The organism is Microbacterium aerolatum, assembly GCF_007988825.1.
GTDB lineage: Bacteria > Actinomycetota > Actinomycetes > Actinomycetales > Microbacteriaceae > Microbacterium > Microbacterium aerolatum.
Window position 1 is genome coordinate 70,976 of the sequence record NZ_BJUW01000013.1, and the last position, 13,382, is coordinate 84,357.

Annotated in this window: 16 protein-coding genes and 1 pseudogene; 8 read left to right on the forward strand and 9 right to left on the reverse strand. The window is 66.3% G+C overall.

Annotated elements, in window-relative coordinates; genetic code table 11:
- Positions 1-47: 47 nt before the first annotated feature.
- A complete protein-coding gene (locus MAE01_RS13135) occupies positions 48-1,091 on the reverse strand; it encodes a TerC family protein (RefSeq protein WP_147040069.1) in 1,044 nt (347 codons plus the stop codon).
- Positions 1,092-1,235: 144 nt separating this feature from the next.
- Positions 1,236-1,436 carry a hypothetical protein gene (locus tag MAE01_RS13140; protein ID WP_147040072.1) on the reverse strand — a complete coding sequence of 67 codons (201 nt, stop codon included), beginning with the start codon at positions 1,434-1,436 and terminating at the stop codon, positions 1,236-1,238.
- Between MAE01_RS13140 and MAE01_RS13145 the strand changes: the two genes are divergently transcribed.
- Entirely contained in the window at positions 1,435-1,878 is a 444-nt protein-coding gene (locus tag MAE01_RS13145) for a hypothetical protein (protein WP_147040074.1), read from the forward strand. The genes MAE01_RS13140 and MAE01_RS13145 overlap by 2 nt on opposite strands.
- Positions 1,879-1,921: 43 nt before the next feature.
- On the opposite strand, the gene MAE01_RS13150 is transcribed toward MAE01_RS13145, so the two are convergent.
- Positions 1,922-2,200: a helix-turn-helix transcriptional regulator gene (locus MAE01_RS13150; RefSeq protein ID WP_147040076.1), complete on the reverse strand. Its 279-nt coding sequence runs from the start codon at positions 2,198-2,200 to the stop codon at positions 1,922-1,924.
- 322 nt (positions 2,201-2,522) lie between these two features.
- On the opposite strand from MAE01_RS13150, the gene MAE01_RS16030 reads away from it, so the two are divergent.
- The 3 genes and pseudogenes from MAE01_RS16030 to MAE01_RS13165 all read left to right on the forward strand — a co-directional run.
- Positions 2,523-3,023, forward strand: coding sequence for a hypothetical protein (locus tag MAE01_RS16030; protein WP_186806244.1), 501 nt, complete (start codon positions 2,523-2,525; stop codon positions 3,021-3,023).
- A gap of 9 nt (positions 3,024-3,032) precedes the next feature.
- The gene (locus MAE01_RS13160) at positions 3,033-4,031 is read left to right on the forward strand and encodes a TerC family protein (RefSeq protein ID WP_147040078.1); all 999 of its coding nucleotides are present in this window, start codon (positions 3,033-3,035) and stop codon (positions 4,029-4,031) included.
- Positions 4,032-4,140: 109 nt separating this feature from the next.
- Positions 4,141-4,383, forward strand: a pseudogene (locus MAE01_RS13165) (CNNM domain-containing protein); the annotation flags it as partial.
- A 291-nt stretch (positions 4,384-4,674) separates the two neighbouring features.
- On the opposite strand, the gene MAE01_RS13170 reads toward MAE01_RS13165, so the two are convergent.
- On the reverse strand, positions 4,675-5,751 hold the full coding sequence (locus MAE01_RS13170) for an alpha/beta fold hydrolase (RefSeq protein ID WP_186806245.1): 1,077 nt from the start codon (positions 5,749-5,751) through the stop codon (positions 4,675-4,677).
- Between the two features lie 84 nt (positions 5,752-5,835).
- Between MAE01_RS13170 and MAE01_RS13175 the strand changes: the two genes are divergently transcribed.
- On the forward strand, positions 5,836-6,069 hold the full coding sequence (locus tag MAE01_RS13175; RefSeq protein WP_147040082.1) for an AbrB/MazE/SpoVT family DNA-binding domain-containing protein: 234 nt from the start codon (positions 5,836-5,838) through the stop codon (positions 6,067-6,069).
- 413 nt (positions 6,070-6,482) lie between these two features.
- On the opposite strand, the gene MAE01_RS13180 is transcribed toward MAE01_RS13175, so the two are convergent.
- Both MAE01_RS13180 and MAE01_RS13185 read right to left on the reverse strand, forming a co-directional pair.
- On the reverse strand, positions 6,483-7,571 hold the full coding sequence (locus tag MAE01_RS13180; RefSeq protein WP_147040084.1) for a hypothetical protein: 1,089 nt from the start codon (positions 7,569-7,571) through the stop codon (positions 6,483-6,485).
- A 293-nt stretch (positions 7,572-7,864) separates the two neighbouring features.
- Complete coding sequence (locus tag MAE01_RS13185; RefSeq protein WP_147040086.1) at positions 7,865-8,764, reverse strand: helix-turn-helix transcriptional regulator; 900 nt, start codon at positions 8,762-8,764, stop codon at positions 7,865-7,867.
- A gap of 179 nt (positions 8,765-8,943) precedes the next feature.
- Here MAE01_RS13185 and MAE01_RS13190 point away from each other — a divergent pair, with 179 nt between their 5' ends.
- From MAE01_RS13190 to MAE01_RS13200, 3 genes are all read left to right on the forward strand, one after another.
- Positions 8,944-9,687: an Atu4866 domain-containing protein gene (locus MAE01_RS13190; RefSeq protein ID WP_147040088.1), complete on the forward strand. Its 744-nt coding sequence runs from the start codon at positions 8,944-8,946 to the stop codon at positions 9,685-9,687.
- 19 nt (positions 9,688-9,706) lie between these two features.
- On the forward strand, positions 9,707-9,955 hold the full coding sequence (locus MAE01_RS13195) for an Atu4866 domain-containing protein (RefSeq protein ID WP_147040090.1): 249 nt from the start codon (positions 9,707-9,709) through the stop codon (positions 9,953-9,955).
- Between the two features lie 106 nt (positions 9,956-10,061).
- A complete protein-coding gene (locus tag MAE01_RS13200) occupies positions 10,062-10,358 on the forward strand; it encodes a DUF503 domain-containing protein (protein ID WP_147040092.1) in 297 nt (98 codons plus the stop codon).
- A 5-nt stretch (positions 10,359-10,363) separates the two neighbouring features.
- On the opposite strand, the gene MAE01_RS13205 is transcribed toward MAE01_RS13200, so the two are convergent.
- The 3 genes from MAE01_RS13205 to MAE01_RS13215 form a co-directional block, all read right to left on the reverse strand.
- A complete protein-coding gene (locus MAE01_RS13205) occupies positions 10,364-12,028 on the reverse strand; it encodes an ABC1 kinase family protein (protein ID WP_147040094.1) in 1,665 nt (554 codons plus the stop codon).
- Positions 12,025-12,663, reverse strand: a complete 639-nt coding sequence (locus MAE01_RS13210; RefSeq protein ID WP_147040096.1) for a PadR family transcriptional regulator — start codon at positions 12,661-12,663, stop codon at positions 12,025-12,027. The genes MAE01_RS13205 and MAE01_RS13210 overlap by 4 nt, the downstream gene beginning before the upstream one ends.
- A gap of 132 nt (positions 12,664-12,795) precedes the next feature.
- Positions 12,796-13,382 (reverse strand): HNH endonuclease signature motif containing protein (locus MAE01_RS13215; RefSeq protein ID WP_147040098.1); only part of this gene is annotated, 587 nt, incomplete at its 5' end.

The window sequence follows — 13,382 nt, forward strand, 5'->3', positions numbered from 1 at the left end:
TCCTCACCGGCTGGGAATCGGGGGCCAGGGCCGCCGAGGGGTCACGGTCAGTCATCGGAACTCACCTTCCGTTCTGCGGGCACTCTGCCGCGGCGGCGGAAGACCGGCTCCGCGGCGGCGAGCTCCTCGTCGCTGGCGAGGCGGAACGCCCCGGCGGCTTCGGTTTGCACCTCACGTCGTCCTTGGCCTCGGGTGGCACGGAGGCTGGCGACGATCGAGACGGTGATGATGGTGGCCACCACGGCGAGGCTGATGGTGGTCGGGATGTAGAGGACGTCCAGGAGGAGCATCTTGATGCCCACCCAGATCAGGACGAACGCGAGCCCGACCTTGAGGTAGATGAACCGGTGGATGAGGTCGGCGAGGAGGAAGTACATCGCACGCAGCCCCAGGATGGCGAACGCGTTGGCGGTGAACACCAGGAACGGTTCGGAGGTGACGGCGAAGATCGCGGGGATGGAGTCGACGGCGAAGATGATGTCGGTGATCTCCACCAGGACCAGCACCGCCAAGAGCGGCGTCGCCACCACGATTCCGGCTTTGCGGATCAGGAACTTCTGCCCGTGGTAGGCGTCGGTCATCGGCACGAACCGGCGGAAGGCCTTGAGGATCTTGGACTTCTCGGGGTGAATGTGGTCGTTGCGGGAGCGGAACATCCGCCATCCGGTGTAGATCAGGAACGCGGCAAACACGTACAGGATCCAGGCGAAGTTCTCGATCAGTGCGGCGCCGGCGGCGATGAAGATCCCGCGGAAGATCAGGGCGCCCAGGACGCCGAGGAAGAGCACCCGGTGCTGGTACTCGCGGGGGACGGCGAATGCGGCGAAGATGATCGCCCAGACGAACACGTTGTCCACGGCGAGGGATTTCTCGATCAGGTAGCCGGCGAAGTACTGCTGCCCGAATTCCGCCCCCCACAGCGACCACACGAGCACACCGAAACTCACGCCCAGCACGACCCACACGATCGACCACGCGGCGGCTTCCCGCACACCGATCACATGGGCTTTGCGGTGTGCGACCAGATCGACGGCGAGCATCACCAGGATCACGCCCAGGACGGCGAACCACGCCCACAACGGCACTGACATATCAAAGACCTCCACGAATACTCGTGAAGGTCTCATCGGCCTGACGGCCCTGCGCACCGGATCCCGAGGCGGGAACGTATTGACGATGCGGAGCGAGGATTACTCCCCTTCTTGCCCCATCAAACAGGAGAAGTATGCTTCACGTCAAGTCGGCTCGCGAGAAGTTCCCGGAACCACGGTCAAAAGATGGGCGAGCCTGGGGGCGCTTTCGCGGTGTTCTGGCAGGACTATACTGTCTTCGGGCTGCTCGTCGAGCTGCACGGCGAAGTGGTGGTGGCGGGTGAAGGGTTCGGGGTTCGACGTCGATGCCGGGTTGCGGCGATACCCGTGGGTGTCGAGGGCCATGAACGCGGAGGCCGTTTACGGCACCGTTCTGACCGCTGGGCTGATCTCCGCGTTCTCTCTCTACAACCCGGGACTGCCGGTCCTGATCGCGCGCACCATCGGCACCGTCCTGGTGTTCTGGGGTGCACACGTCTACGCCGAGATCGTCGGCAACCGCGCAATGAGCTGGCGAGAAGCGGTCCGCGAGGGCCTGCAACGCTCCGCCGGACTCCTGTGGGCACTCATCGTCCCGGTCGCCTGCCTGACCGCGGCCGCGCTCCTCGGACTATCGATGGATGCCGCCGTAGACATCTCCTTGTGGGGAGGCGTCGTCACCCTCGCCATATTGGGATGGTGGGCGGCCCGGCAACGCAACGACCCCGCCCTGGTGAAGGTGGTCACCGCCGCCGCGACGGCAGGCATGGGACTCGCGCTGATCGCTCTCAAAGCACTCGTGCACTGACCGCGCCCCGGCATCCGCTGAGCCGAGCGGTAACGCGCGTGTCTTAGTGGATGTCCAGTAACGCGCGGATGAGGTCGCCCACGGTATGCGCGGCGTTCGCAGGATGCCGCAACGGACGGTCCTGGTACAACACGTAGTGGTTGCGCCGACCGCGCTTCTCCCGCTCCAGGTATCCGGCGTCCTCGAGATCGTTGAGGATCGTGAGCGCCGAACGCGTGGAGATCCCGACCTCCGCGGCGATATCGCGCACAGTGGCGTCATGGTTAGCCGCGATCGCGAGCAACACGTGCGCGTGATGGGTCAAGAACGTCCACTCCGCCATAGCTCCCATCCTCCCAGGGCTGCGCCTACCGGCATGCCATCCAGGATCTGCGGCGGCTGAGATCAGGCCGCGGTGGGTGCGTGCTCGGCTGCGTCAGATGCCGAAAAGATGGCCAGGAGTTCACCGATGTGATGGTCCCTGTCCAGCGGGTGCCGCAACGGCCGGTCCGGGTTCAGCCGGTAGGTGTTGCGCCGTCCGACCCGCTCCCGGGTCAGGTACCCCTCCTGCTCGAGCTCATCACCGCAGCCCGGGAACTGTTCACCACCTGCAGCGGCGTGATGTTCGTCACCGACACCTACGTCAGCCGACCTGACTACTTCCAATGACACCCACCCCGAACCCCTACCGCGGTGCTGTCATCGCGTTTGCCACCATGCACGGCAAAGAACAACTCGCCCGCGGACCGTTCCGCACAATCCTTGGCGCCGCGGTTCTCGCCCCGGCAGGAATCGACACCGACCAGTTCGGATCCTTCGCCGGCGACATCCCTCGTACCCTCACCCCACAACAGGCCGCACGCAGCAAAGCACTCCTCGGACTCCGCGCCGCCAGCTTCCCCGTGCCCCCGGGCCGGCACATCCTCACCAGCGCACAAGCCCTCTCCAACGCCACCCGCCTCGGCTTCCCCACCAAGGCGTCATCGTGCAAGCCCACCACGACCTGTTCAGGAAACACGGCGAGGACATGCATACTTGGAAGTCCAAGGGGAGTACTCCGCCACAGTCGGCTCGTCATTACGGATGCACGCCGCATCCCGGGCCACCGGTCCTCGATCACGAGGATGGAGAAGACCTTGGCACTGATCCGCTCACGCCACGGTTAGGACCCCGCTGTGAACATCCCCCCGCTCGTCTGGATCATCACGATCGCAGTCACGATCGCGTTCTTCGTCTACGAGTTCTACGCGCACGTGCGCAAGCCCCACGAGCCGACCATAGGCGAATCCGCCCGCTGGTCGGCCTTCTACATCGGTCTCGCGCTGCTGTTCGGCGTCGGCATCGGAATGGTGTCAGGCTGGACGTACGGCGGTGAGTACTTCGCCGGGTATCTGACCGAGAAGGCGCTGTCGATCGACAACCTCTTCGTCTTCCTCATCGTGATGACAAGCTTTGCCGTGCCGAAGATCTATCAGCAGAAGGTGCTGATGATCGGCATCGTGATCGCACTGATCCTCCGCGGCATCTTCATCGCCGTCGGCGCGACGCTCATCGAGAACTTTTCGTGGGTGTTCTACGGATTCGGCGCACTGCTGCTCTTCCTCGCCTACCGGCAGGCTTTCACACACGGCGACTCCAACCCCGCCGACGGCAGGTTCATGCGCTTCGTGCGCCGCCATATGCGCGTGACAGACGAGTACCACGGCGACCGCCTCACGATCGTGCAGCAGGGGCGCCGCTGGGCCACGCCGATGCTGCTCACCATCATCGCGATCGGCTTCGTCGACCTCATCTTCGCGGTCGACTCGATCCCGGCGATCTACGGGCTGACCGAAGAGGCGTACATCGTCTTCACCGCCAACGCGTTCGCGCTCATGGGCTTACGCCAGCTGTTCTTCTTGATCGGCGGCCTGCTGGAGCGGCTGGTCTACCTCGCGCAGGGGCTCGCTGTCATCCTGGCCTTCATCGGCGTGAAGCTGCTCATCCACGCCCTGCACAAGAACGAGTTGCCGTTCATCAACGGCGGCGAGCCGATCACGGTGATCCCCGAGATCCCGATCTGGCTCTCGCTACTCTTCATCGCCGGGACGATCGCGGTGGCGACCATCGCCAGCCTCATCAAGACCCGCGGCGACCGCCGCCCAGCCGAGCAGGTCTCAGCCGATGACACATAGAAGGAACTCTCGTGAGCATCCTGCACCGCGCTGATCCCTCCCCCGACCCCGACAGACCCGGCGCCCGGCCGATTCGGCGGGCGTACGCTGACGAAGGGCTTGACGTTCGATGAACGGCGACCTCATCCTGAACATCGCGCTGGTCATCGCCTTCGTGCTCATCGGCGGCGTCTTCGCACGCACCGAGATGGCGCTGGTCACCCTCCGCGAGAGCCAGGTCAACGCGATCGCCGCGCGCGGCCGGCGTGGTGAGCGCGCCGCCGCGCTGGCACGCAACCCCAACACGTTCCTGTCGGCGGTGCAGATCGGTGTGACCGTCGCTGGACTACAGCGGGCAGGTAGAACGGCTGTGGTCGCAGCCGCTGGCAATCGCCTTCGGGCACGGTTCGCGGTTGTCGGGGGATTCACACGTCCCCGACCTCCTGGCCCAGTTCACAGACGGAAGCCGTGGGCTTCTCGATGTACGCGGCGCCGGTGGCTCCGGCCACTAACACCTTCATGCTGACCGTTCGGCGTTTCGCTCTGGCACCCGCTGGCGCACCGCCCGTTGCCGCAACCCCCGGGCAGGCAATTCGGCTTCCGCGCTCGTTTCCGATGGCGGCGACGGACTCGACTCCCGTGCGCATGAGCCATGCGTCGTTCGCTAGATCCGCTCGGCAAGTTTGATGACGGCACTAGCGAACCTTCGGGGATGTGCAAAGTGGACATCGTGGGAGCTGCGCACGTGAACAGTTTCGTTGTCGGAAAGAATTGAACCGATGCGCTCGCAGTCCTCCTCGCTGAGTGCTGCAAGCAGGTTCCCCCGCTTGTCATATCGGGTCGTCGCCTTGATGAAGGTCGTCGGGCACTCGATATCGCGCAACGTCTGGGATTGATCGAATCGGTCGAACCATGAGAAGTCAGAGAAGGCCTTCGAGAATCGGACGTCGTAGGGATGGCTGACCGACTCCCAGATGCGGTTGATGGAGATGCCCGCCCATCGAATGAGGGGAAGGCGCCCAGGGTCAGCGTGGCGCTGTGAGACAACTTCCCTGGTGAAATAGCCCCAGAGCGCCTCCCCGAACATCCGTTTCCAGTAGCTGCGCGGCATGTAGAAGCACACCCAGTCCGGTTCAGCGTCCTGCGCGAGGAAATCATCCACGAAGTTGAACGAGTCGATGTATGCGTAGGTTCGCGCCGCGCGGTGCGGTTCGGTGCTGAAGAAGGGGGCGTCCTCGATGACGAGACCGCTCACCGCGTCCGCGTGCAGTGCGGCGAGTCTGGCGACGATGAGACCGCCCGAAGAGTGGCCAGATGCCACAAACCTCATCTCGTTGAAGAGGATCCTGCCGAGGTCGGCAAGATCGTTGGCCATCGTGTTCACGTTGTAGTCCTCGGGATTCCACGAGGACTTACCATGCCCATGGCAGTCCACTGCTATGACGTGATAGGTCGATGCCAACTTTGGCAGGACAGGCCCGTAGTCCTCCCATGTCATCCCCTGCCCATGGACCAGAAGCAGCGGGATGCCTCCGACTGGACCCTCTGCGTAGTTGATGCGCAGCCCAGGGCGTAGTTCGATCTGCTTCTCAACGAACCCGATGTCCCTGGCCTTGTCGACCGGACCCCAGAAGTAATTCTTCGTTCTGACGGTGGCCACGAGCACTCGGATGGCCTGCGAAACGATGATTCCTACTGCCGCGATACCCACGTTGAGGATGACGATCTGAAGTGTTGTCATGGTACGAGACATACTAGTACGTTCCAACGCACTAATATGTCTCGTGTACACTGAGGGGAAGTTTTGAGTGGTTGGAGGACGGGGATGACTTCTCGGACCGAGGGCAAGCATGCGTGGACAGCCCGCATTGGGGATAAGGGACAGCTGGTTATCCCGAAAGAGGCTCGCGAGATCTTTGACATCAAGCCCGGAGACACGGTCCTGCTGCTGGGCGATACCGCGCGCGGTCTCGCGATCGTGAGCAATGAGGAACTTCTGAACTTTGCCGGGGCGGTGTTCGCTGCGCAACTTGACACGCAAACTGTGGACCCGGAATGACGCGAACGACTGAACCGCACGACCTGGGATTCCGGGGCGCGATTCGCGTCGGCCATGTTCGAGCGGATCGAGTGATCTAGAACCACTCCGGTCCTCGGAGCCAGACGCGATGACCTCCCGAAACCAGTCGCCTGTGCCAGCAATTGCCGGAACCCGCCTCGTCACTTGAGATCGTCAAGGTCGCGACAGGAGCGTCATGGGGATGGGATGTCGCGACTGCTCCAGGCTTCGACCAAAACACGCCCGATCGGGCGGCAGCGGCTACCGCGCGCTCGGGCGGAGGCTGCAATGACTTTCGTCCTCCGTGACCTGAGAACCTCCACCAAGCCCCGGACGCTTCGACGCGATCGCCGCGGCGTCGCGTCGGCATATGTGGGCTTTCCTGACTGTGGACAGGCCTGCGTCGTCCGTCCTCAACCGCGGCAGCCGGTGGCGCACGTGCCACGCCGCCGCAGCCAATAGGCGTACGTCGCCGCGCCTAGGGCCACCGACCACAGCGGCCACATCATCGGTGGCAGGATCGCGCCCCACGTGTCGGCGCCAAAGGAGCCCATGCCGTCCTGCATGGCATTGCCGACGACGGTCATGCCAGCCGGCAGCACGACGACCGCCACGAGAGTCGCCGGAATCACCGCCAGGCGTACGGGCACCTGGCGACCGGCGAGCCCGAACGTCCAACGCGGGAACGAGTCGCCCCAGCGCTGGACGAGTCCGAGAGTCAGGGCCGCGCCCACCAGGGCGAAGCAGCCGAGCCCGATGTCGGGGGCGAGGGCCTCCGCGCGCACCGACTCGAGGTTCTCCCGGCTGTAGCCGAGAGGGATCCCGAGTGCCCAGGCGATCCGGGTGATCCCATAGAAGGCGGGGATCGCCGCGGCGAGCAGCGTCGCGACGCGGCCCCAGCGCGCCGCGGCGGCCGGCGTCGTCCACCCCGGATCGATGCCATCGCGCCTACGCCCGCAGCGCTCGCACGCCGCGGTCGAGCGCCGGACGTACCGGACCACGGACACGGCAAGCAGCACGGCCCCCGCGAGCACGGCGGTCTGGATCAAGAAAGCGGGCTCGACGTAGAAGTCCAGCTTCCCGCGCGCCGTGGCGCTGAACGGGACCATGAGCAGCATCACGGGAAGGTAGCCGAGCCCCGTGAGCACGGTGGCGTCCGTCAGCGGCACCGCGCCCGCCAAGACGACCGCGGCGGCGACTGCCGTCAGCGCCCGCGCGGTCCGCGTCGTGGTCCAACCCCAGCGAGCCCAGGCCGCCGTAACGGCGCCGAGCACCGCGAGCACCGCGATACCGACCGCAGCCGCGGCATCCGGCACGCCACCCAGGAGGCCGCTCTCGATCGCGGTCGGGGCCGTATGCCCGCCCCGCACGACGTCGACAACAGCGAGCACCGCACCGACCGCCCACCAGACGACGGCGAAAGTGTCGAGCCGCCGCAACATCGGCGACCGCGCCCCCGGTGAGTGCGGCCGGTGCGGAGTGTCGATCTCATGAGTTGCCATGACTCGAGACTCGTACGCTCGTGGCGCCCATGGATCACCCGCGCGGGTAGGTTCGCTCCCCCGTGCGGGTGATCCGGCGAGCCGCTCATGCGCGGCGCATGGGGACGAAGCCGGATCGTAGGCGCGGACGACGGCCTGGGCTCGGTCACGGACGCCGAGCCTGGCGAGCACGTTGCCGACGTACGTGCAGCCGTCGTCAACGCCCACGTGCAACTCGCCCCCCCGTTCAACGTCCCAACCGCCATCAGGAGCAGCACCTCACGGGTCGCAACGCACATCCAGCCCGGAAAGTGTCACGATAACGACGCCCCGTCGCACCCCTGCGACCCCCCGGGCGTGACATCTAGTGTCATCTCACCGCGTTCCCGACATTTCTGTCGAGTGGCGACGATCGTCGCGAGCAGTTTGAGAGCGTCATCGCTCGATGATCCGGGTTCTGCCCGGTAGACGATCAGCTGCTGACCGGTCGCACCGCGCACGTCAAAGGCATTGAACTCGAGCGTGAGGTGTCCGACATCCGGATGGATGAACGCCTTGGCCTCATGGCTCTTCCCGCGCGCGTCGTTCTTCGTCCAGAGCTCAGCGAAACGCCGACTGCTGGACTGCAGCTCCTCCACCAATGCCAGAGTCGCGCTGTCATGTGCGTCGTAGCCCAACGCCAGCCGGATGTTGGCCACGCTCGCATGCGCGGATCGGTCCCAGTCTTCGAAGAACGCTGCGCCAGCGGGATCCGCGAACACCATTCGAGCCAGGTTCTGACGGTTCTCGAACGCGGAGTAAAGCGCGCGTGCCAGCGGATTCAGCGCGAGAATGTCGAGCCGCCGATTGAGGACGAATGCAGGAGTGTCGGGCCACGCGTCCATCAGCCGAAGCAACGACGGGTCCACGCTCTCGACGACGGGTGACGGTGCGGGAGCCGGCGCGATCCCCGCCAACCGGTACAGGTGCTCGCGGGCGTCCGGGGCCAGGTCGAGCGTCCGACTGAGCGCGTTGAGAACGGAGGCGGACGGGTTCTGCTCACGCCCCTGCTCCAGCCTCGCGTAGTAGTCGGCGCTGACGCCGGCCAACATGGACACTTCCTCGCGCCGGAGCCCGGCCACGCGCCGTACGCCACTCCACCGGATGCCGGCGTCGTCGGGACTGATCGAGGCACGGCGTGCAGCGAGGAACTCTCCGAGGTCATTTCGTGCCATGAATACAGCCTGCCTGTCCGGGGTCCTGCGAAACAGGGTGCACCGCACCTCCCCATCGGTGAACGGTACTACCCGCAACCCGGGTGCGAGCCGCCGGGGTGAACCGCGCTCTGCCTGCCGGCCGGCAACCTCCGCAGGCTTGAGGTCAGGATCTCCACCACGGAGATCGAGGAGGAAGCATGAACAACGCATTCACACCCGAGTTGCTGGAACGCATCATCGACAATCAAGCCGAGTACGCGCAGCCGCTGCTGTTCGTCGGCGCGCGCGTCCACCTGTTCGACTCCCTGGTCGACGAGATGAAGGATGCCGACATCCTCCTCGGCGAGGAATTCATCGTCGGGACAGGACCCGGGATCGTGACCGCGGCGGGTGACGACAACGCTCTGGTGATCGACTGCACGGGCATGGTCATCGTGCCGATGGTGGTCGACGCTCGCGCCGCGCTCGGCCTCAACCCCGACCGCTCCTCGGACGTCGGAACCCTCTGGCCGGGCAACACGGGGACCTTCGCAGTCGTCGACGCTGAACTGGCCGAGGACGCCGCCAGCGCTGTCGCCCGCGTGCTCGCGCACCCTGAGTCGATCGCTGCGATCATCATCGACGGCAAGGTCGCGCTCTGGAACGGCGAGCGCACGGTGAACGCTCCGGCACGGCTCGACCGGAGTCACGTGAGCGAGGTTTCTCCGTCCACGAGCCGCTATGTGGGGATGTGGATCGACCAGACCGATTTCCTCTACCAGGAGCTCACCGCAGATGGCCGCTACGACGAGACCCGCGGGGGCCGCCCGCACGCCTTCCAGGGGTCGTTCTGGATCGACGGCGATCGCATTGATTACCTTGACGATCTCGGTTTCTGGGCTTTCGGCGAGTTCATCGGCGGAGTCCTCCACCACGGGCCGTACATCCTCAACCGCCGCTGACCTCGAAGGAAGCCACACCATGCCTGAGACAACCACCCATCCCTACGTCGGAATGTGGCAAACGTCCGACGGACACGTCCGACACGAGCTTCTGCCGAACGGCCGATACGTGGAAGCGCGCGGAACGCGCGAGCGCGCGTACACCGGCAGATACGTCGTGACCGATGACCACATCGACTACGTGGATGACACCGGATTCACCGCGGACGGCGACTTCATCGACGGCATCCTGCACCACGCGGGGATGATCCTGCGTCGCACGTCCTAGCGGCGCCGCGCATCGGCCGTGGATCGAGTTGCTCGGTCCACGGCCGAACGCGGTCACTCCACCCCGTTCTCGACAGCGCTCGTCGATCCGGTGCCAGACTGTCCGCATGTGGATCGGCTGGATCGAGTTCGACCTGCTCCTGGGCGAAGTGCACTCGCTCAAGGAGAAGCGCAGCGTGATCCGCCCGCTCATCGCCGACCTGAGCCGCCGAACCGAGGTGACGGTGGCCGAGGTCGGCGCGCACGATCTGCATCGGCGCGCGCTGATCGGCGTCTCTGTGGTCGCGGCGGATGCCGCCCGCGCCCGCGACGTGCTCGATCACGCCGAGCGGATGCTGGCGCAGGAGCATCCCGAGATCACGCTGCTCTCAGCGCATCGCGGCCTGCACTCCAGCGAGGACTGACCGTCTCAGCGCCGTCCAACGCCGCCGAAGACGGCATGCGCCAGCGGCACGACGGATGCCGCGAGCAGCACGATCCCGAGTGCAGGCACGGGCGCAATCAACAGTGCTCCGCCGACGACGAGACCGGCGAACAGCACTGCGGAGATCACGCGGACGCCGATGCGGACCAGCGAGTCCAGCCGCCGTTCGAGCCGTGAGGTGTCGAAGGTGAGCGTGCCGTCTTCGATCTCGGTGATGACCGCGTCGATGCGGCCGGGCAGGCGCGCGGTGACCGCCGCGGTCTGCCACGCCTGCTCGGCGAACGCCTTCACCGTGTTACCGCTCTCGTCGCGCAGCAGCTGGGCGGCATAGGGCTCGACGGCATCCCACACGTTGAACGCCGGGTTCAGCCCGCTGCACATGCCGGACGTCAGCGCGACGGCACGGAACAGCAGCAGCATCCCCTCGGGCAGCTGGAACGGCAGCGCCCGCACCGTATCGCCGAACTCGTGGGCGAAATCGCGGAACTCGCGCGGGTCGACCCTGCTGAGCTCGGCGAACCCCATGCCGCCGAAGCGTGCGAACAGGGCGGTCAGCGCCTTCTCGAACTCCTTGGTGTCGCCGGAGGGCAGCAGCACGCCGACCTCCTGCGCGGCATCCACCAGCTTGCGTCCGTCTCGCGCCGCGACGGCGATCACGACCGCGCGCAGTCCGCTGCGCAGTCCCTCGGGGACCGCGCCCATCATGCCGAAGTCGACGAACGTCAGCCGCCAGCCGTCGCCGCCTGGCGTCACGAAGATGTTGCCCGGGTGCGGGTCGGCGTGGAAGAAGCTGTGCGTGAAGACCTGCGCGAACATGACCTCGGCGAAGGTGTCGGCGACCTTGGCGGGGTCGATGCCGGCGGCGCGCAGCGCGGCCGTGTCGTTGATCTTGATGGCGGTGACGTCTTCGAGGGTGAGCACGCGGCGCGTGGTCCGTTCCCAGACGACCTCGGGGGTCGAGACGCGCGGATCGCCCGCGAAGTTCTCGCCGAAGCGCTCGGCGTTCGCGGCTTCGTGCAGGTAGTCGATCTCCTCCATGCAGGTGTGCGCGAACTCCTCGACCAGCGCGGGCGCGTCGACCCGGTCGGACACGATCCGCACGCGCCGCAACCACCCGGCGACCTTGCGGAGCGCCGCCAGGTCGACCGCGACGACCCCGTCGATGCCGGGACGCTGCACCTTCACGACGACGTCCTCGAGCCCGGTGTCGGCCGCGTCGAGTTCGGAGAGTCGCGCCCTGTGCACCTGGCCGAGGGATGCCGCGGCGAGTGCGGTCTCGTCGACCCAGGCGAACGCGCGGTCGAGCGAGACGCCCAGCTCCGCCTCTGCGAGCGCTTTGATGTCGGCGAACGGCACCGCGGGAACTTCGTCCTGGAGACCCGCGAGCTCATTCGTGATCTCGGGCGGCAGCACGTCGAGGCGTGACGACATGAACTGCCCGACCTTGATCATCAGTCCGCCGAGCTCGACCGCGAGCACGTGGAAGCGTTCGGCGATCCGCCGCATCCGGTCGGTGCGCGTGCGCTCGGCGACGGCGGCGAGCCCGATGCGCGGCAGGAACAGCTCGAACCACCACACCTGCACGAGCTGCAGCGATGCGAACCGCAGGATGCGGCGGTAGCGAGCGCGATGGGCCGGGCGGTGGCTCATCCTTCGGCGAGGATCGCGTACAGCCGGCGGCGTGCCTCGTCGAGCACCTCGACGGCGCGGTCGGCCTGCTCGGTGCTGCCTGTGCGGGCGACCTGCGCTGCGGCGCCGGCGAGATCCATGCCCGCCTTCGCGAGGGCGACGTGGCGGCCGCCGTCACGGGTGCCGGTGCTCTCCCAGGGTGCGGGGGAATCCGCCTCTTCGGCCGCTGCGCGGCCCGCTTCGGTGAGCGAATAGGTCTTGCGACCATTCTGCTCTTCGGCGTCGACGAGCCCCTCGTCGGAGAGCAGCTGCAGGGTCGGGTAGACGGATCCGGCGCTCGGCTTCCAGCTGCCGCCGGATCGCTCCTCGATCTCGCGGATGATCTGATAACCGTGCATCGGCCCCTCGGCGAGGAGCGAGAGCACGGCGGCACGCACGTCGCCGCGTGCCATTCGTGATGAGCCGCTGGGGCGCGGTTCGAAGGCCTTGCGGAGCTGGTCCATGGCATCGAAGAGAGCGGATGCCGGGCCACCGTTGCCGCCCGAGCCGCCGAAGAGGCCGGGTCCGAAGCCTCCGGATCCTCCGGAGCCGAATCCTCCGAAGCCGCCGAAGGGCGAGCCCGATCCGGAGCCGCTGTCGTGAGATGAGCCGTTCATGGTGACCTCCTCGATCCCGGTGCGCGAAGCGCGGTGCGGGATGGTTTAGCGAACTGGGTTGCTCAACGATATATCGCTATAGGTCGTTCGGGAAGAGTCAGTTTCGTACGCCTCGGATTTGGTACGCGCCCCTCACGCCACGAGATCGAACCGCGCTCGCCCGCCGAGCCGCGGCGTCTGCGCCGGATCGACGTACGGCGGCGGGATGAACCACACCTTCGAGCAGGCGCCGACTCCGTCGATCTTGATATCCCACCCGTTGTCGTGGATGCGATGGTGACAGCTCTCGCACAGGAGCACTCCGTTGACCAGGTCTGTCGGTCCGCGTTGCCTCTTCCACCATCGGATGTGATGCATCCGGGTCATCTGCGGCGGCAGTCCGCACATCGCGCAGCCGCCGTCGCGCTCGGCGATCGCCAAGCGTTGAGCTCGGGTGAAGAGTCGCTTCTCCCGGCCCCAGTCGAGTATTTCGCTGTCACCGCCGAGGACCACGGGAATCACGCCGCCGTCGGCCGCCATCCGGCGGGCCGCTGCGACGCTGATCGGCTGGTCGACCCCGTCGATCGTCGCGGATCCGGTGCCCGCCTCGAGGTCGTCCAGGTTCATCCGCACGATGACGGTCGCTCCGGCGAGCGGAACCTCCTTCGAGGTGCAACCGAGCATGTGCGCACAGAAGAGGCTCAACGCGTCGGCCTGGATCATGGCGACGGTGCGGCGAT

What these genes read in the sequence shown, in the direction of transcription:
- MAE01_RS13200 (WP_147040092.1), top strand. Translation starts at nt 10,062, where the DNA reads ATGTGGATCGGCTGGATCGAGTTCGACCTGCTCCTGGGCGAAGTGCAC.
- MAE01_RS13175 (WP_147040082.1), top strand. Translation starts at nt 5,836, where the DNA reads ATGACTTCTCGGACCGAGGGCAAGCATGCGTGGACAGCCCGCATTGGG.
- MAE01_RS13180 (WP_147040084.1), bottom strand. Translation starts at nt 7,571, where the DNA reads ATGGCAACTCATGAGATCGACACTCCGCACCGGCCGCACTCACCGGGG.
- MAE01_RS13170 (WP_186806245.1), bottom strand. Translation starts at nt 5,751, where the DNA reads ATGACAACACTTCAGATCGTCATCCTCAACGTGGGTATCGCGGCAGTA.
- MAE01_RS13145 (WP_147040074.1), top strand. Translation starts at nt 1,435, where the DNA reads ATGAACGCGGAGGCCGTTTACGGCACCGTTCTGACCGCTGGGCTGATC.
- MAE01_RS13195 (WP_147040090.1), top strand. Translation starts at nt 9,707, where the DNA reads ATGCCTGAGACAACCACCCATCCCTACGTCGGAATGTGGCAAACGTCC.
- MAE01_RS13135 (WP_147040069.1), bottom strand. Translation starts at nt 1,091, where the DNA reads ATGTCAGTGCCGTTGTGGGCGTGGTTCGCCGTCCTGGGCGTGATCCTG.
- MAE01_RS13210 (WP_147040096.1), bottom strand. Translation starts at nt 12,663, where the DNA reads ATGAACGGCTCATCTCACGACAGCGGCTCCGGATCGGGCTCGCCCTTC.
- MAE01_RS13185 (WP_147040086.1), bottom strand. Translation starts at nt 8,764, where the DNA reads ATGGCACGAAATGACCTCGGAGAGTTCCTCGCTGCACGCCGTGCCTCG.
- MAE01_RS13140 (WP_147040072.1), bottom strand. Translation starts at nt 1,436, where the DNA reads ATGGCCCTCGACACCCACGGGTATCGCCGCAACCCGGCATCGACGTCG.
- MAE01_RS16030 (WP_186806244.1), top strand. Translation starts at nt 2,523, where the DNA reads ATGACACCCACCCCGAACCCCTACCGCGGTGCTGTCATCGCGTTTGCC.
- MAE01_RS13150 (WP_147040076.1), bottom strand. Translation starts at nt 2,200, where the DNA reads ATGGCGGAGTGGACGTTCTTGACCCATCACGCGCACGTGTTGCTCGCG.
- MAE01_RS13205 (WP_147040094.1), bottom strand. Translation starts at nt 12,028, where the DNA reads ATGAGCCACCGCCCGGCCCATCGCGCTCGCTACCGCCGCATCCTGCGG.
- MAE01_RS13190 (WP_147040088.1), top strand. Translation starts at nt 8,944, where the DNA reads ATGAACAACGCATTCACACCCGAGTTGCTGGAACGCATCATCGACAAT.